This window comes from Exiguobacterium sp. s91, from assembly GCF_018618915.1.
Lineage (GTDB): Bacteria > Bacillota > Bacilli > Exiguobacteriales > Exiguobacteriaceae > Exiguobacterium_A > Exiguobacterium_A abrahamii.
Genome location: NZ_JACSMZ010000001.1, coordinates 2065701 through 2083512, shown reverse-complemented (window position 1 = coordinate 2083512; position 17812 = coordinate 2065701). Strand labels below are relative to the sequence as shown.

At 47.3% G+C, this 17812-nt stretch carries 17 protein-coding genes; 14 read left to right on the top strand and 3 right to left on the bottom strand.

Features of this window, described 5'->3' with window-relative positions; translation table 11 throughout:
- Positions 1 to 23 precede the first annotated feature (23 nt).
- From dnaK to KNQ06_RS10765, 11 genes are all read left to right on the top strand, one after another.
- Entirely contained in the window at positions 24 to 1850 is a 1827-nt protein-coding gene (gene dnaK, locus KNQ06_RS10815; RefSeq protein ID WP_035398411.1) for a molecular chaperone DnaK, read from the top strand.
- 132 nt (positions 1851 to 1982) lie between these two features.
- Positions 1983 to 3089 carry a molecular chaperone DnaJ gene (dnaJ, locus tag KNQ06_RS10810; RefSeq protein ID WP_215148159.1) on the top strand — a complete coding sequence of 369 codons (1107 nt, stop codon included), beginning with the start codon at positions 1983 to 1985 and terminating at the stop codon, positions 3087 to 3089.
- A 25-nt stretch (positions 3090 to 3114) separates the two neighbouring features.
- A complete protein-coding gene (gene prmA, locus KNQ06_RS10805) occupies positions 3115 to 4062 on the top strand; it encodes a 50S ribosomal protein L11 methyltransferase (RefSeq protein ID WP_029341002.1) in 948 nt (315 codons plus the stop codon).
- 4 nt (positions 4063 to 4066) lie between these two features.
- The gene (locus KNQ06_RS10800; protein WP_058704804.1) at positions 4067 to 4813 is read left to right on the top strand and encodes a 16S rRNA (uracil(1498)-N(3))-methyltransferase; all 747 of its coding nucleotides are present in this window, start codon (positions 4067 to 4069) and stop codon (positions 4811 to 4813) included.
- Positions 4814 to 4818: 5 nt separating this feature from the next.
- Complete coding sequence (gene mtaB, locus KNQ06_RS10795) at positions 4819 to 6153, top strand: tRNA (N(6)-L-threonylcarbamoyladenosine(37)-C(2))-methylthiotransferase MtaB (RefSeq protein WP_023467445.1); 1335 nt, start codon at positions 4819 to 4821, stop codon at positions 6151 to 6153.
- A gap of 107 nt (positions 6154 to 6260) precedes the next feature.
- The gene (gene rluF, locus KNQ06_RS10790; RefSeq protein ID WP_023467446.1) at positions 6261 to 6956 is read left to right on the top strand and encodes a 23S rRNA pseudouridine(2604) synthase RluF; all 696 of its coding nucleotides are present in this window, start codon (positions 6261 to 6263) and stop codon (positions 6954 to 6956) included.
- A 53-nt stretch (positions 6957 to 7009) separates the two neighbouring features.
- Positions 7010 to 7885, top strand: a complete 876-nt coding sequence (gene rarD / locus KNQ06_RS10785; protein WP_050676933.1) for an EamA family transporter RarD — start codon at positions 7010 to 7012, stop codon at positions 7883 to 7885.
- Positions 7886 to 7901: 16 nt separating this feature from the next.
- Positions 7902 to 8786: an EamA family transporter RarD gene (gene rarD / locus KNQ06_RS10780; RefSeq protein ID WP_215148157.1), complete on the top strand. Its 885-nt coding sequence runs from the start codon at positions 7902 to 7904 to the stop codon at positions 8784 to 8786.
- A gap of 76 nt (positions 8787 to 8862) precedes the next feature.
- A complete protein-coding gene (gene deoC / locus KNQ06_RS10775; RefSeq protein WP_023467449.1) occupies positions 8863 to 9528 on the top strand; it encodes a deoxyribose-phosphate aldolase in 666 nt (221 codons plus the stop codon).
- A gap of 137 nt (positions 9529 to 9665) precedes the next feature.
- Positions 9666 to 10640, top strand: coding sequence for a BMP family lipoprotein (locus KNQ06_RS10770; RefSeq protein ID WP_058704806.1), 975 nt, complete (start codon positions 9666 to 9668; stop codon positions 10638 to 10640).
- Positions 10637 to 12286: a methyl-accepting chemotaxis protein gene (locus KNQ06_RS10765; RefSeq protein WP_050676930.1), complete on the top strand. Its 1650-nt coding sequence runs from the start codon at positions 10637 to 10639 to the stop codon at positions 12284 to 12286. The genes KNQ06_RS10770 and KNQ06_RS10765 overlap by 4 nt, the downstream gene beginning before the upstream one ends.
- A gap of 64 nt (positions 12287 to 12350) precedes the next feature.
- Here KNQ06_RS10765 and KNQ06_RS10760 read toward each other — a convergent pair whose 3' ends face one another.
- Positions 12351 to 13598 (bottom strand): murein hydrolase activator EnvC family protein, encoded by a 1248-nt coding sequence (locus KNQ06_RS10760; protein WP_133207947.1) that lies wholly within the window; start codon positions 13596 to 13598, stop codon positions 12351 to 12353.
- Positions 13599 to 13944: 346 nt separating this feature from the next.
- Positions 13945 to 14694: an SDR family NAD(P)-dependent oxidoreductase gene (locus KNQ06_RS10755; protein ID WP_050676928.1), complete on the bottom strand. Its 750-nt coding sequence runs from the start codon at positions 14692 to 14694 to the stop codon at positions 13945 to 13947.
- Between the two features lie 135 nt (positions 14695 to 14829).
- On the opposite strand from KNQ06_RS10755, the gene KNQ06_RS10750 reads away from it, so the two are divergent.
- From KNQ06_RS10750 to KNQ06_RS10740, 3 genes are all read left to right on the top strand, one after another.
- Positions 14830 to 15264 carry a YkvA family protein gene (locus KNQ06_RS10750; protein ID WP_214724420.1) on the top strand — a complete coding sequence of 145 codons (435 nt, stop codon included), beginning with the start codon at positions 14830 to 14832 and terminating at the stop codon, positions 15262 to 15264.
- Positions 15265 to 15400: 136 nt separating this feature from the next.
- Entirely contained in the window at positions 15401 to 15964 is a 564-nt protein-coding gene (locus KNQ06_RS10745) for a DedA family protein (RefSeq protein ID WP_035398399.1), read from the top strand.
- A gap of 13 nt (positions 15965 to 15977) precedes the next feature.
- Positions 15978 to 16607 carry an HAD family hydrolase gene (locus KNQ06_RS10740; RefSeq protein ID WP_214724422.1) on the top strand — a complete coding sequence of 210 codons (630 nt, stop codon included), beginning with the start codon at positions 15978 to 15980 and terminating at the stop codon, positions 16605 to 16607.
- Positions 16608 to 16693: 86 nt separating this feature from the next.
- Here KNQ06_RS10740 and KNQ06_RS10735 read toward each other — a convergent pair whose 3' ends face one another.
- Positions 16694 to 17752, bottom strand: a complete 1059-nt coding sequence (locus KNQ06_RS10735; protein WP_050678355.1) for a PTS sugar transporter subunit IIC — start codon at positions 17750 to 17752, stop codon at positions 16694 to 16696.
- Positions 17753 to 17812: the final 60 nt, after the last annotated feature.

The following is a 17812-nucleotide window of genomic DNA, read 5'->3' as shown; positions in this document are numbered from 1 at the left end:
CATTGAAAGCGAGGAAATAGATCATGGCAAAAATCATCGGTATTGACTTAGGTACAACGAACTCATGTGTTGCAGTAATGGAAGGTGGCGAACCAGTCGTCATCGCTAACGCAGAAGGAAACCGTACGACACCATCTGTCGTCGCATTCAAAAACGGCGAGCGTCAAGTAGGGGAAGTCGCAAAACGTCAAGCGATCACGAACCCGAACACGATCATGTCAATCAAGCGTCATATGGGTACGGACTATAAAGTAGAAGTTGAAGGCAAAGACTACACACCACAAGAAGTCTCTGCGATCATCCTTCAAAAACTAAAAGCGCAAGCAGAAGACTACCTCGGTGAAAAAGTCACAGAAGCTGTCATCACAGTACCTGCTTACTTCAACGATGCAGAACGCCAAGCGACAAAAGACGCTGGTACGATTGCTGGTCTTGATGTAAAACGGATCATCAACGAGCCTACAGCGGCAGCACTCGCATACGGTCTCGAAAAAGGCGAAGATCACACGATCCTCATCTATGACCTTGGTGGCGGTACGTTCGACGTGTCGATCCTTGAACTCGGTGATGGCGTTTTTGAAGTTGTTTCAACTGCTGGTGACAGCCGTCTTGGTGGAGATGATTTCGACCAAAAAATCATCGACCATCTTGTAGCAGAATTCAAAAAAGAAAACGGCATCGATCTTGCTCAAGATAAGATGGCGCTTCAACGTTTGAAAGATGCAGCTGAAAAAGCGAAAAAAGACCTTTCAGGTGTTTCTTCAACACAAATCAGCCTTCCGTTCATCACAGCTGGCGCATCAGGTCCACTTCACTTGGAAATGACACTTTCACGCGCGAAATTCGACGATCTCACAGCAGATCTCGTTGAACGTACGATGGAACCAACACGCCGTGCTATGAACGATGCAGGTCTGACACCAGACAAAATCGACAAAATCATCCTCGTTGGTGGTTCGACTCGTATTCCTGCAGTTCAAAAAGCAATCCAAGACTTCACTGGTAAAGAATCGTTCAAAGGGGTTAACCCGGATGAAGTCGTTGCACTCGGTGCAGCGGTTCAAGGTGGCGTATTGACTGGAGACGTCAAAGACGTCGTTCTTCTCGACGTAACTCCACTCTCACTCGGTATCGAGACAATGGGTGGCGTGATGACGAAATTGATCGATCGCAACACAACGATCCCGACTTCGAAATCACAAGTCTTCTCGACTGCGGCAGACAGCCAACCAGCTGTTGACATCCACGTCCTCCAAGGGGAACGTCCAATGGCAGCAGATAACAAAACACTCGGTCGCTTCCAATTGACGGACATTCCACCAGCACCACGTGGCGTGCCACAAATCGAAGTTAAATTCGACATCGATGCGAACGGTATCGTTAACGTTTCTGCGAAAGATCTCGGAACGAACAAAGAACAGTCGATCACGATCCAATCATCAAGCGGTTTGACTGAAGCGGATATCGAGCAAATGGTCAAAGATGCAGAAGCAAACGCGGACGCAGACAACAAGCGTAAAGAAGAAGTCGAATTACGCAACGAAGCAGACCAACTCGTCTTCGCAACAGATAAAGCAATCAAAGACCTCGGTGAGCAAGTCGCTGACGCTGATAAAGAAAAAGCAGAAGCTGCAAAAGAAAAAGTAACAAAAGCTCTCGAAGGAACAGACATCGAAGCAATCCGTTCTGCAAAAGACGAATTGTCGACAGTCGTCCAAGAGTTGACACAAAAAGTCTACGAGAACATGGCACAGCAACAAGCTGGCGCTGAAGGCGCACAAGCTGGTGGCCAAGACGACAACGTCATGGACGCTGAGTTCGAAGAAGTCGACGAGAAAGACAACAAGTAATTCATCCGACCGATTTTTCGGGCGCTAGAGAGAGCCAAAGCGTATCCGCGCTTTGGCTCTTTCCATGTCGCACGAAGTTCGGTAAAATCAAACAGTATGAAATGAATCGGAATAGAGAGAGGAAGACTGCACGTGGAAAAACGCGATTATTATGAAGTACTAGGCGTCGCGCGCGATGCCTCATCAGCGGAAATCAAACGCGCGTACCGTAAGCTTGCCCGGACGTATCACCCGGACGTCAACAAGGAAGCAGATGCGGATGCGAAATTCAAGGAATTATCGGAAGCATATGAAGTGTTATCCGATGACAATAAACGAGCACGTTACGACCAATTCGGTCACCAAGATCCATCACAAGGTGGCGGTGGATTCAGTGGAGCTGAAGGATTTGGCGATATCTTCGACATGTTCTTCGGTGGCGGACGTCGTCAAGATCCAAACGCACCACGTAAAGGACAGGATTTACAATACGTCGAGGAAATCGACTTCATGGAATCGGTCACAGGCGTCGAGAAGACGATCACGATCCCAGTCGAAGAAGATTGCGGGACATGTCATGGTTCGGGTGCTAAACCAGGAACACAGCCGGAAACATGTAAACGATGCGGTGGTTCGGGTCACATCAACGTCGAACAAAACACGATGTTCGGTCGTGTTGTTAACCAAACGACATGTTCAACGTGTCACGGCCGTGGACAAATCGTCAAGGAGCCATGTGAAACATGTCGTGGAGCTGGTCGCGTTCGTAAAAACAAAGATGTCCGTGTCAAAATTCCAGCAGGAATCGATAATGGGCAACAAATCCGCTTAGCAGGTAAAGGGGAAGCCGGTGTCAACGGTGGACCAGCAGGTGACTTGTATGTCGTCGTTCGTGTCGCAGCACACGAACTGTTCGAACGTGTCGACGATCATATCGTCATGGATATGCCACTTACATTCGCGCAAGCAACACTTGGCGATGAAATCGAAGTGCCGACTGTTCACGGTAAGGTCAGTCTGAAGATTCCAGCCGGAACACAGACAGGATCACGGTTCCGTCTCCGTGGAAAAGGGATGCCGAACGTTCGGTCCGGTCACCATGGCGACCAGTACGTTAATGTCGTCGTCATTACACCGAAGAATCTGACGGAACGTCAAAAAGAACTCTTACGGGAATTCAATGAAATCAGCGATGAAAAAGGTGTCGAAGAGCAACACGAAGGTGTCTTCAGCCGGATCAAGACATTCTTTACAGGGTGATCACTACAGAGGAGCGTGACAAGAAATGAAATGGTCAGAGATCTGTGTCCATACGACACAAGAAGCCATCGAAGCAGTTTCAAACATCTTACATGAAGCGGGAGCAAGCGGAGTCGTCATCGAGGACGTCGAAGATTTCGAGATGATGTCCCACCGCGAAGATAACTTCGGTGAAATTTGGGATGAGACGAAACGAGACGAGTACCCGACTCAAGGTGTACTCGTGAAGGCGTATCTTGCAGAAAGCAGCGATTTGACGGACACGATCAAAGGCATCGAACATGACATTCAGCAGTTGACGAACTTCGGTTTGTCGATTGGCACGGGTGCTGTCACGCTGACTCAAGTAGATGAAGAAGACTGGGCACATTCGTGGAAACAATTCTACAAGCCAGTCAAAATCAGTCGCCATTTGACGGTCGTCCCAATGTGGGAAGACTATACACCACAACCGGATGAAAAAATCATCGAGCTCGATCCAGGTATGGCGTTCGGAACAGGAACACACCCGACGACGGTCCTCTGTATTCAAGCGATTGAGAACTACTTGCAAGAGCAAGACCGTGTCGTCGATGTCGGAACGGGATCCGGTGTCTTAGCGATTGCAGCAGCGAAGCTTGGGGCAAAAGATGTCTTTGCACTCGATTTAGACGAAGTCGCTGTCAAATCAGCGACGGAAAACGTCGCTTTGAACGAAGTCAGTGAGCAGATCACGGTCCGTCAAGGCGACTTGATGAAGGAATTGAGTGAGCCGGTCGAGTTGATCGTCGCAAACATCTTAGCGGAAGTCATCCTTCTCTTCGTCAAGGATGCCTATACGTTGACGTTACCAGGCGGTCATTTCATCGCTTCCGGTATCATCAGTCAGAAGAAGGATATGGTCGTCCAAGCGATGCAAGAAGCAGGATTTACGATCGTCGAGACGACGAAGCTTGAGGACTGGGTCGCGATCATCGCGAAACGGGAGGCGTAAACGCATGCAACGGTATTTCGTCGAGCCCTCGATGCGTCAGGGAGATGTGTTTCATCTCCCGAAAGACGACGCACACCATATGAAAAACGTCATGCGGATGGAAGTCGGCGGAGAGATTCTCGTACTCGACGGGACAGGTCTTTACCGGTGCCGTCTGGAAGCACTCGATAAACAAGCGGCTTCTGCCCGGATCGAAGAGACTCTACCGATCGAGACGGAATTACCGATTCGTGTGACGATCGCCCATGGATTGCCAAAAGGCGATAAGATCGAACTCGTTGCCCAAAAAGCAACGGAACTCGGGATCCATCATCTACGAATTTTCGAAGCCGACCGTTCCGTCTCGAAATGGGATCAGAAGAAGGTTCCGAAAAAGATTGAACGACTCGAAAAAATCGTCAAGGAAGCAGCGGAACAATCGTACCGTGCCCACTTGCCGACAGTCGACTTCGTGGCGTATGATGAAGTCTTACAGGATGCATCGAACTATACGGCTTGTCTGGTTGCCTATGAAGAATCAGCGAAACAAGGGGAGGCCTCCGTCCTCGCTACGACGCTTGCTGGATTGCAAGAGGGTGATTCCCTTCTTGTCGTCATCGGACCTGAAGGTGGGTTCGCTGAAGCAGAAATCGCACGTTTGACGGATGCCGGTTTTAAAAAAGCCGCTCTAGGGCGTCGCATCTTACGGACGGAAACGGCACCATTGTATGTCCTTTCCGCCGTCTCGTATCATTTTGAATTGAAAGGGTGAACGAAATGGCAACTGTTGCCTTTCAAACGCTTGGCTGTAAAGTCAACCATTACGAAACAGAAGCTGTCTGGCAACTGTTCAAGGACGCTGGCTACGCACGCGTTGATTTTGCTGATCATGCGGACGTGTATGTCGTCAATACATGTACGGTCACGAATACCGGAGATAAGAAAAGTCGCCAAGTCATCCGACGGGCGATTCGCCAAAATCCGGATAGTGTCATCTGCGTAACGGGTTGTTATGCTCAAACGTCTCCTGCTGAGATCATGGCGATTCCTGGCGTCGATGTCGTCGTCGGAACACAAGATCGGCATAAAATGATTGGATACATCGAACAATTCCGTGAAGAACGCATGCCAATCAATGCGGTCGGAAACATCATGAAAGCAAAAGTCTATGAAGAACTGGATGTACCGGCCTTTACGGACCGGACACGGGCTTCGCTGAAAATTCAAGAAGGTTGTAACAACTTCTGTACGTTCTGTATCATCCCATGGGCGCGTGGTCTCATGCGGTCTCGTCAACCGGAAGATGTCTTGAAGCAAGCACAACAGCTCGTTGATGCGGGTTACAAAGAAATCGTCTTGACGGGAATCCATACAGGTGGATACGGAGAAGACTTGAAAGACTACAACTTAGCAAAATTACTTAAAGCACTCGAATCCGTCAATGGACTTGAACGCTTGCGCATTTCGTCGATCGAAGCGAGTCAAATCACGGATGAAGTACTTGATGTCCTGAAGGATTCGCCGATCGTCGTTCGTCACTTACACGTTCCGATCCAGTCTGCATCCGATACAGTCCTTCGCCGGATGCGCCGCAAGTATACGATGGCGGAATTCGGAGAACGAATCACACGTCTGAAGGAAGTCCTGCCTGACTGTGCGATCACGTCGGATGTCATCGTTGGTTTCCCAGGTGAGACGGAAGAAGAGTTCATGGAAACGTTCAACTTCATCAATGACCATAAGTTCAGTGAATTGCATGTCTTCCCGTACTCGAAACGGACGGGAACACCGGCTGCGATGATGGACGATCAAGTCGAGGAATCAATCAAAGAAGAACGCGTCGCGCGTTTGATTGCTTTATCGGATCAACTCGCGAAGGAATATGCTTCGAAATACGAGGGAGAACTGCTTGAGATCATTCCGGAAGAATTTTCGGAAGAAGCAGGCGGTCGTCTCGTCGGTTACACGGATAACTATCTGCGTGTTGCAATCGAAGGCGATGAGTCAATGATCGGACAACTCGTTCGTGTCAAAATCACGAAAGCCGGCTATCCGATGAATGATGGTCAATTCGTTCGCATCATGCAGACATTAAAAGACGCTGCGGTCTAATCGAAAGGGCAAAGGAAACCTCTGGTTTTCTTTGCCACTTTTTTTGTTTTCATTTCAGGAATGCGCTACACTGAATACAGTTCAATTAAGGAAAGAGGATATCATTCATGCGAATCAACAAATTCATTAGCGAAACGGGCTTTTGCTCAAGACGTGCTGCCGATAAACTAATCGATGCAGGTCGTGTGACGATCAACGGTCTGACAGCAGAACTCGGCTCGCAAGCTGAAGAAACGGACGTCGTCGAAATCGACGGTCAGCCGCTCCAGACAAAACCAAAACCTGTCTATATCGTCTTAAATAAACCAGTCGGCATCACGTGTACGACAGAGCTTGATATCGAAGGAAACATCATCGATTTCGTCAATCATCCGAAGCGGATTTTCCCAATCGGTCGCCTCGATAAAGATTCAGACGGCTTGATTCTTTTGACGAATGACGGTGATGTCGTTAACCGGATCTTACGAGCAGAAAACAATCACGACAAAGAATATATCGTAACCGTCGATGCACCAATTACGGATACGTTCATTCAAGGGATGGCGAGTGGTGTTGACATTCTCGGTACGACAACGAAGGAATGCATCGTTGAACCACTTGAGACACGGACATTCCGGATCATTTTGACGCAAGGGTTAAATCGTCAGATTCGCCGTATGTGTAAAGAGTTCGGCTACCGAGTTAAGCGTCTCCAACGCGTCCGGATCATGAATATCGAGCTCGGCGATTTACCAATCGGTTCTTGGCGTGATTTGACAGAAGAGGAACTACGCGAATTGTTTACGACGCTTGACGGGCAATAAGGTTCAAAGAAAGTCGCCACTGGCGGCTTTCTTCTTACATAAGGGGGATGACCGTGGATAAACGGGGTATGAGTGCGACATTCGTCGCCTACGTGATTGGTGGACTGTTGCCGATCTACAAAGTATTTGCTGCTGGTATTCCAGCATGGACGGTCGTTTCAATTCGGATATTGAGTGCGTTCATCTTCGTGACGTTGTTACTACGCCTGACGAAGAAATTCCAATTCGTTCGTCAATTATGGCAAAACAAACGCCAGCGCTATACCGTTCTTGCGGCAGGGCTCGTATTAGGCGGGAACTGGTCGCTCTATCTGTACGCCATCGGGGAAGGGTATATCGTTGAGTCGTCACTCGGGTATTACATCAATCCGCTCGTCAGCGTCTTGTTCGGTTTGATCTTTTTTAAGGAACGATTGACGCGTCCGCAAGTGATTGCAATTTTATCAGCAATCATCGGTGTGATGATTTTAACGCTCGGTTATGGTCAATTTCCGATCATCGCCTTTTCACTTGCCGTTTCGTTCGCATTTTACGGTGTACTAAAGAAAAAGGCAGCAGCCGAACCATTATCCGGATTATTTTTAGAGACACTCGTCACGCTTCCGTTCGCTCTCTTGACGCTTGGTGTGACAGATAGTCAACCGCTTGCGATGCCGACGAGTGCATTGATTGCGATCATCATGCTCGGAATCGCAACAGCAGTCCAATTGATGTTATTCGGATACGGAATGCCGAAAATCCCGTTCGTCTACGTCGGGATTCTCCAATACATTGCCCCGACGCTGACGCTGCTCCTTGGAATTTATCTATTTAATGACGTCTTTACGACGATTCACTTCATCGCTTTCCTGTTCATTTGGATTGCTGTTGCTCTCTTTACGATCAGCGGTTTATCAGCAGGAAAGATGCGAATGAAAAAGGTATCATAATGAAAGAGGGGATTACGTGAATCTACCAGGATTCTTTGCGACACTTGTCGCGTATATCATTTGGGGACTCTTACCGCTCTACTGGAAGATGCTCGCCAATGTACCGAGTGAAGAGATACTGGCACACCGGATCATCTGGTCATTCTTATTTCTGCTCATCTTATTATCATTTCAAAAAGCGCTTGGGAAGTGGAAGACGGCGCTGCGCGATCCGTTGACGCGCCGACTCTTTTTCTTAAACGGACTGATCATCAGTCTGAACTGGTTCATCTATATCTGGGCCGTCAATCATCAATTCATTGTCGAAGCGTCGCTTGGTTATTACATCAACCCGCTCGTCAGCATCGTCTTTGGTGTCTTCTTCTTTCGGGAAAAACTTTCACGGATCGAATGGATCTCGATTGTTCTTGCGACAATCGGTGTCTTGATTTTGACGATTGGCTACGGCGAGTTTCCATGGATTTCGATCGCACTTGCCTTAAGCTTCGGCTTTTACGGCGTCGTAAAAAAGCGGCGACCACTCGAATCAACGGTCAGTCTGACGCTCGAGACGATGGCGCCGCTTCCGCTTGCTTTGATTTTCCTCGGCTATTGGCAAGTACAGGGAACGTCTTCGATGACCGAATCTGTCGGTACGACGACCGGGCTCATCTTGACTGGGATTGTCACCGCTGTTCCACTTTTGTTATTCGGATTCGGGGCACAACGAATTCCGTTCACATGGGTCGGATTCCTCCAATTCGTCGCACCAACCTTGTCGCTTGGACTCGGTGTATTGCTGTATCACGAACCATTTACTAAAACACATATGGTGGCGTTTACATGTATTTGGACAGCAGCAATCGTCTTTACGCTCAATGGTGTCTGGATTCGGAAAAAACAGCTTCGAAAAGTCGCTTAAAAAGATAGAAGTCTGACCTCTTGCGTGATAGAATAAAAACAGAGTCTAAGGGATACCCTTAAGGAGGACAACAAACATGAATTTAGCAGGAATGATCGACCATACGGCACTGAAGCCAGAAACATCACGTGCTCAGATCGAAACACTCTGTAAAGAAGCATTAGAATACAAATTTGCAAGCGTCTGTGTTAACCCAACATACGTCGCGTTAGCAGCAGAACTCTTAAAATCAGATGATGACGTCAAAGTATGTACAGTCATCGGCTTCCCACTTGGAGCAAACACGCCAGAAGTGAAAGCATTCGAAACAAAGGATGCGATCCAAAACGGTGCAACAGAAATCGATATGGTTTTAAACATCGGCGCATTAAAAGATGGTGATCTTGAGTTAGTAGAACGTGACATTCGTGCGGTTGTCGAAGCGGCAAACGGTACACTCGTTAAAGTCATCTTCGAAAACTGCCTTCTTACAAAAGAAGAAATCAAAACAGCTGCTGAACTTTCAGTTAAAGCAGGTGCTAACTTCGTGAAGACATCGACTGGTTTCTCAACTGGTGGTGCTACAGTTGAAGACATCCGTCTCATGCGTGAGACAGTTGGTCCTGACATCGGTGTTAAAGCATCTGGTGGTGTTCGCGACTTCGAAGGTGCAAAAGCAATGATCGATGCAGGTGCATCGCGAATTGGTGCATCAGCAGGGATTGCAATCGTTACAGGCGGTACGTCTGATAGCGACTACTAAGAATATCTGATATGTCCCTCTTTTTAAGAGGGGCATGTTTTTTTGTTATGAAAGTATTCTGATTTTAAATTTTGTATTAAGAAGTCAGACATCGCTTCCGATAATCAGATGTAGAATGTTGGAAGGGTGTGGAATAGATGAAACGATGGAGTGGAATCATCCTGGCATCGACACTTAGCCTCGCAGGGTGCGGTAGTGTCATCGATGATCCAGAACGGGCAGTCAAGGAAAGAAAGGAAATGGCAGTCGTCTTGTCTGATGTGGGTCTTGGCGATCAGTCGTTCAGCGATGCGGCAATGAGTGGTATGGCGTTGTTACGCGAGAAGGAAGGCTGGTCGATCGATTACCGAGAATTGAATGAAACGAAGACATATAAAGCAGCATTCGAAGCGTTAGCGAAAAAGAAGCCGACCGTTATCGTCGGACTCGGCTTTATGGGACAGACGGATCTTGAAACGGTTGCTAAAAAATATCCGAAACAACAATTCGCCTTGATTGATGCTGTTTCGACGTTACCGAACGTGCTCTCGGTTACATTCAAGGAAGATGAGGGTAGTTACTTAGCCGGTGCTGCGGCAGGGATCCAAACGAAGACGAATACGATTGGTTTCGTCGGTGGGATGAAGTCACCTCTGATCGAAAAATTCGAAAAAGGATACATAGCTGGCGCAAAAGCCGTCAATCCAAAAACAAAAGTACTCGTCGAATATGCTGAAGACTTTGCAGCGCCCGAAAAGGGACGGACGCTCGCAAACGAAATGATGCAGAAAAAGGCAGACGTATTATACGCAGCTGCTGGATTGACGGGAAGTGGTGTCCTTGAGGCAGCACAAACGAAGGGGAAAAAAGCCATCGGTGTCGATAGCGATCAGACCGCGATTGCACCTGACGCCGTCATGACGTCAATGCTAAAACAAGTTGATCTTGCGATTACGAAAATCGGACAAGATGTAGCTGCGAAAGGTCTACAGTCCGGACAAGTCGTCCTTGGCGTCAAAGAAGGAGCGATCCAGTTGGCTCCAATCCGAAACACGAACTTTACGGACGGAGAACGAAAAAAATTAGAGCAGCTGCAGCAAGATGTGCTCGAAGGTAAGGTGACGATCCAATGACGTTACGGAAACGATTTTTACTCTCAACGTTAGTGACGATTTTGAGTGTCGTCATCTTGATGGGATGGACTTTGTTCCAGCTCCGTCAAATTCAGTCCTACAACGAAGATTATGGGAAACAGCTCGTTGAGATCTCAGAACTTGAAACGAAGCTCTTATACGAACAAGCAGCCTGGAACCGACTGGCAAGCCAACCGTCTGAGAGTCAGGCGGAGCAAGTACAAGCACTTAGTAAAAAGAACGAACAAGCATTAAACGAATTACAGAAGACGTATTTGATTCCTGCATTTCAAGAAGAGTTGAACCGGGCGGATATGAAGTATAAGACGCTTGCAACGAAGCGGACAGAACTGACGGATGCGATGAATCCGATTGAGATTCGCTCGCACGCTGCACAGATTGAGGGTGTCCTCAGTGATCTCTACACGTTACATACGAAAAACGGAGAATTTTATGATGTCTTACAACGTGAAGCAAAAGACGAGACATTAAATCTGACACGGACTGTCTTGATCGCGACATTCATTCTCCTGATTGGTCTTGCGTTATACAACTGGTACTTCGCACGTAGCATCACGCGACCGATCAGCCGTGTCGTCCGGACAGCAGAACAGATTTCGGACGGAGACTTATCGCAGGAATTAGTCGTATCCGGTCGAAAAGATGAGATTGGTCGACTCGAGACAGCGGTTGCGCAGATGCAAGGAACATTGCATGAGGTCATCGGAACGATTAGTCGTTCGTCGAACACGATTCGTCAGATGAGTACGGAAGCGACGACAGAGAACGCGAACATCGTTGAAGTATCGGGAAACATGACCCATGCGATCAATGAGATGGCAAGTGGGACACAAACAGTGTCGGACGATATCCAGACGACAGTCAGTACGATGTCCGATATGCAACAGCTCTTTGAAGAGAGTGAACAACGTGCACAAACGGCTTATGCAGAAGGACAGGCGGCCGATCACGTGATGGTTCAAAGTAGTTCCGTCATGGAACAGCAAGCACGGTCACTTCGCGCGTCAACAGAACAAAATCGCGAACTCGGTCAGAAACTGGAAGGTTTCTTAGAACAGACGCAACAAATTGAACAGATGGCACAACTTGTCGCGGGAGTCTCCGCGCAGACGAACTTATTGTCACTCAATGCGGCAATCGAAGCGGCAAGGGCTGGAGAAGCTGGTCGAGGATTTGCCGTCGTGGCAAGTGAAGTTAAAAAGTTAGCAGATGAGACACACGAAGCGACGCGCTCGATCTTCTCGCTTGTCCGTTCGATTCGTCAGGACGGTGCTGTTTTACAAGAAGCACTCGTGCAAGCGGAGCGGGAGCAGACGAATCAGGTCGAGAACTTTACGCATGTTCAACAAGCTTTCGGTGAAACACGTCAAAAGGTAGCGAGTGTGACGGAAACCCTCGATTACGTGACGAAACAACTCGTTCATTCGAAGCAACAAGCCCGCCATGTCGTTGGTCAAGTCAGTACAGTCAGTGGTGTCATGGAAGAACTTGCAGCTGGAAATGAAGAGATCGCTGCTTCGATGCGTGATCAACAGGCCTCGTTTGAACAGATTCATCAATTGATGCAAGAACTCGAGTCGACGACGACGTCGCTTGACAGTCAGACACATCAATTCAAAATTTAATGAACACAGCAAAAAGTGCACTCCTTCTCGGGAAGAGAAGAAGTGCACTTTTTCTTGAATCGACTTAGAAGAAGCTTTCTGGGTCGAGCTCATTCGTCCGTCCATTCGCATCATACTGGTACCCACCATCGTGGATTTCAAAATGCAAGTGTGGACCAGTTGAGTTACCGGTGCTTCCGAGAACACCGATTTGCTGTCCTTGTTTGACTTGTTGTCCCTGTTTAACGTTCAAGGCATTCATATGGGCATAAACGGTCGTATACGTTTTCCCGTCGATATTATGAGAGATATAGACGTGGTTGCCGTAAGGACCACCTGAACTTGCTAAGATGACTGTCCCGCTTGCAGATGCAACGATTGGCGAGTTGAGTGGACCAGCGAAGTCGGTTCCATTGTGGTACGCATAACCATTGCTTCCGCTTGCTGCACCCATTCCTTGCGAAACAGAGCCTTGAGCAGGTTTGATGAATTTACCTTTTGCTTTTGAGATGACTTTCGTGCTGGCCTTGCTAACAGATGCTGGTGCTGCCGATTGTTTCGCAGCTTTTGCGGCAGCTGCCTTTGCTGCTCGTGCTGCTGCTTTTTCAGCTGCTTCCTGTGCCTTCAGTTGGGCCGATGCCTCTTTCAGGCTTAGGATATTGGATTCAATTTTTTTCTTTTGCGACGTCAGACGCTTCAAAAGTGCTGTGCGCTTTTGTTTTTCTTGTTTCAGTTCACGTTGTTTCTTTTTTAAAACATTACGATCTTCAATCAAGTCTTGGCGTGTCTGCTTTAGTTCTTCTTTCGCAGCTGCCAGTTCTTTTTTGTTTGATTCGTAATCTTTTAACAAAGAAGCATCGCTTTCCGCGATTGTATTGAAGGCATTGAAGCGGCTAATCATATCACCGACATCTTTTGCGCCGAATACGGCCTCAAGCAGCGGAGCGTTATCGGCTTTCGACTGACGGACCGCCAGACGATCACCGAGCATTTTTTCTTGTTTCTTGATTTTCTTTTGTAGCTTCTCGATTTTATCTTCTAATCGAGCAATCTGTTTCGTGTTCTCGTCGATTTTCTTTTGATTCTCGACGACTTGTAATGTCAGCCCATTAATCTGTTGATCCAGTGCGTAGACTTGTTGTTGTGCTTTAGATAACTGGTTATTCTTTTGAGACAACGCCTCACGTTGCTTCGATTGTTGTTGCTGGTTTTGTTGTTGCTTTTCTTTATATGAACTTGCCGCGTCGACGGGAGTTGTCGTCATGAGCGGACTTGCGAGTAAAGTGAGTGTCATGAGCGATAGCCCAATTGACTTTCCGAAAGGTCGTTTCATAAACTAAGCGTCATTCCTTTCCCTTGTATGAAGTGTTACCTTTCCCACTCTAACAAGAAAATCGGAAAATCAACTTTACAATTCTTTTAAAAAAATGCAAGAGAAGCTAGCGAAAAGTATGAAGAATTTATGAAAATAATGATTGATTAAGATTCGGATAAGGGCAAATCGTTGATATGAAGGGGAAGTTTATCGTGTAATCAATTGATTTCCGAATGATGTCAGAAGATATATTTTTGTAACATCATATCAAGAGAAGATTTAAGAAGAATTGAGAAAGGTATAAGTATAGTTTTTGTAAAATGAAAATAATAATAGAGTGCCTAAATCAGGCACTCTTCATGAATCATTCTTCGTAAATCATTTTTCGTGTCATCCCGCCGTCTAGGACCAGTGTTTCTCCCGTCAAGAAGTCGTTATCTGGATGCGTTAGATAAAGAGCAGCACGTGCGACATCACTTGGTTTTCCGACGCGACCGGCTGGATGCTGACTGTGGTCTTCGGGTGATAATTCTTGGTAGTCACCGGTTTCGATCCAACCCGGAGCAATCGCGTTGACGAGAATTCCGTCTTCTCCGAGTGAGACAGCAAGTGCATGGGTCAGGGCAAAAATGCCACCTTTCGTCGACGCATAAGATTCTGTATGCGGTTCCGACATGAAGGCGCGGGTCGAAGCGAGGTTGACGATCCGACCACCACTTTTACTTTGTTTCAAATAGGGTGTAGCGGCCTTAGTCGTTAGAAAGATGCTACGCAGGTTCGTATGATGAACCCGATCCCATTCCTCAAGCGACAATTCGAGTAAGGGTTTTCGGATCATGATACCGGCGTTGTTGATGACGATGTCGATGCGACCCGTATGTTCAATCGCTTTTTCGATCAACAGTTGAACGTCTTTTTCATGTTGGATATCGAGGTGATAGAAGTAAGCCGTTCCACCATCTTCTTCAATTTGTTGAACTAGTTCGTCTCCTGTCATCTGATCGATGTCAGCAAGAACGACATTTGCGCCATGCGTAGCGTAGGTGCGGGCGAGTTCGGCACCAATTCCATTCGCCGCTCCCGTAATGATGACGGTTTGATTAACATGATTCATAAAAATCATCCTTTCTGTAACGCTTCTCTCCCTTTTTTACCGTTCCATCATATCCTGAAACCTGACAGGATTATCATACGTAGGAACAGGGAAATAGAAAAGCGTTGAAGTTACTTTAGAATGGGGGAAACAGGAATGAAATTCTCAAATCAACAATTAGAAAAACAACAAAATCAATATGCCGAAGATGCAAAAGATTATATCGATCGTCCGAAAAAGACGAACTCGCTGTTACAACGAGCAACTGCTAAAGTGAACGGGAACTCTCGTTTGTCCGTCGTCTTCTCGCCGTTGACGTTGTTCGTCGATATGATTCGCGCGTACCAGTCAGGTGAATATCGCAACATTCGTCGTACGACGATTTTAAAAGTAATCGGAGCGTTGATTTACCTCGTGTCACCGATTGATCTCGTACCTGATTTCGTACTCGGATTTGGTTTCGCAGACGATATCGCCGTCATCCTTTTCGTCACGAAAACAGTCTTTGAAGAGTTGACACGTTTCAGTGACTGGCAAGATGATCAACAAAAGCGTCGTACGCAACCAGTACAAAGTGAGGATGCGTATTAATCAAATAGATGATAATGATCCGAGCGACTTCACTATGAGAAGTCGCTCTTCTTTGTCTACGGAGAGCCGTTTCCTGTACGCCTTCTTGAAAGTTCGATACACTAGAAATAGTTGGTAAAGAGAGAGGGGGGCGAAGATGGGACACCATTGGATGGAATCATACGGTTATATCGGGATCATGATGACGCTCATGTTTCCATTCATACCGAGCGAAGTACCGCTCGCGTATGCCGGATATCTCGTGCATACCGCACAGGCGAATCTTTTATTCATGTTGTTCCTCGCTGTAGTGAGCTTCGTCATTAGTCAGAACCTCTTCTTTACGATTGGTCAGTTCGGGAGTGAACGGTTATTGAATCGTTTATTCAAATGGTTTCGGATTTCGGAAACAAAAATGCTTCAGTTTCAGACACAAATGGAGACAAAGGGACGCTATATCCTTCTTCTGTCTCCGATGTGGCGCATCGGATTTGCGATTGGTGCCGGTCTGACTGGTGTTTCACGCTGGACGTTTACCGTCGTGACGACGATTTCCTTTTTCCTTTGGTCGGCGATTTTCATTTGGGGCGGGAAAGCCGTCGGACATGAATGGCGAAAATTGCACCACCTCAATCATCCAATAGTTTGGATTGGTTTAGGCGTGTTGATTACGGTTGGCTACTTGATTCAAAAAAAGAGAAAAGCAAAAAAAGAGATCTAAAAGGAGTGGGAACATGGCAATTATCTTATTCGATATTGACGGTACATTGATTGATTCAACGGAACAGATGACAGAAGCAATCCATCGAGCGATGGAGGACATGCCGCATCTTCCGAAACCTTCTCAAGCTAGTGTACAAGCAAGCTATGGTTTAGCAGGAAGTGCCTTTTGGCGTAAGGCGATTCCGGAAGCCTCAGAAGAGGATATTCGGTTGATTCGTAAAAAAAGACATGGTCATCTAGAAGCGACGATGGCAGAACAGAACGTCTTGTTCGACGGAATTCGATCTTTATTAGAAGCGCTAGTTTCCGCTGGACATACCATTTCAACAGCGAGTAATTGTGGCAACCACTATCTAAACCTTGTGCTGGATAGCCAGAGAATTCGTTCATTCTTTACGAGTCCGAAATGCTTAGAATCCGTCAACGGGAAAGAAAAAGCGGATATCTTACGAGCGCACCGTGAGGAGTTTGGGGAAGCAACATACTGGATGATTGGGGATCGGTCTTCCGATGTCGAAGCGGCCCGTAAGGAAAACATGCCGGTCGTCTTATGCCAGTACGGTTTTGGGACACAATCCGAGTGGGATTCGGCGGACCATGTCATCGAGACACCGCTTGACTTACTGACAGTGATCAAATAAATGCATCAAAAAGCCAAGTTCGATCCGTCGATTTTTTAGACGGTCGGCTTGGCTTTTTTTGTGATGAAAGAACGCTAACGATGAACTTACTCAAAATCCAGTCGGTATGGCTCTGCACTCATCCATGGACGGAATCTCCGGAAGAGTAGGTGGAACAACAGACAAAGAATGACGGGCAAGACGATGAATAATCCGAGAACGAATGTCATGTTGAACAATGTCCAGCCTCCTGACATCAGATGTAACGCATTGATCGGACCGATTAGACCAGACATCCCGAAGCCGGCACTAAACGGCGTACCTTGGACGCCGAGCATTCCTGCTAGTGCGCCAAGGATAGCAGCACTACACATGACAGGTAGGATCATCAATGGATTACGTATGAAGTTCGCCATCTGGATTTTAGGAGAACCAAGAAAATGAGCAATCGACGTTCCGCGCGAATTGGCTTGCCACCCGGCAATCGCAAGACCGAATCCAGCGGCACAGACGCCTAGATTCGCAGCTCCGGCGGCAACACCGGATAAACTGATGGCTGTCGCAATGCCGACCGTTGAAAGCGGAGAAACGATCAGTACGGAAAAAGTAATCGCAATTAGAATACCCATCAAGACAGGTTGAAGTGCCGTAAAGTCTGAAATGACATGTCCGATCGCTGTCGTGATCCGTGTCACGAACGGGTACGTTAACACACCGATCCCACCGGCACCGACAATCAAAATCGTTGGCATGACAAGTACCGTATACGTCTTGAAACGCTCACCGATCAATAAGACGATTGCTGTCGCAACAGCTGCCGTCAGACCAGCATTGATGACGTCGCCCGTGCCGACGAAAACGAAGGTCGCATCTGCACGAGTTGCAACGCCTGATCCAACGACCGTCGCAAGACCAATCGACGTGGTCGCAATCGGAGTCACTTTAAATTGCATGGCTACGGCAACACCAATCACCATCGGCAAAAGACGCATCGCGAGTGTGGTGGCATCTAAAACATGCTGGGCTCCGGATACGTATGGCAATAATGCCTTAGCGAGTTCCCCGAGTAGTGCTCCTGGAATAAGGGCAACGAGAATTCCGATACTGAGTCCGTTTAAAACATGAACGGCGAATTGACGCGGCTGACGCAAAATAGATGAATCCATACAAGTCCTCTCCTTATGTAACGCTTTTATGCATAACAGTATAAAAGTTATGAATTGTGT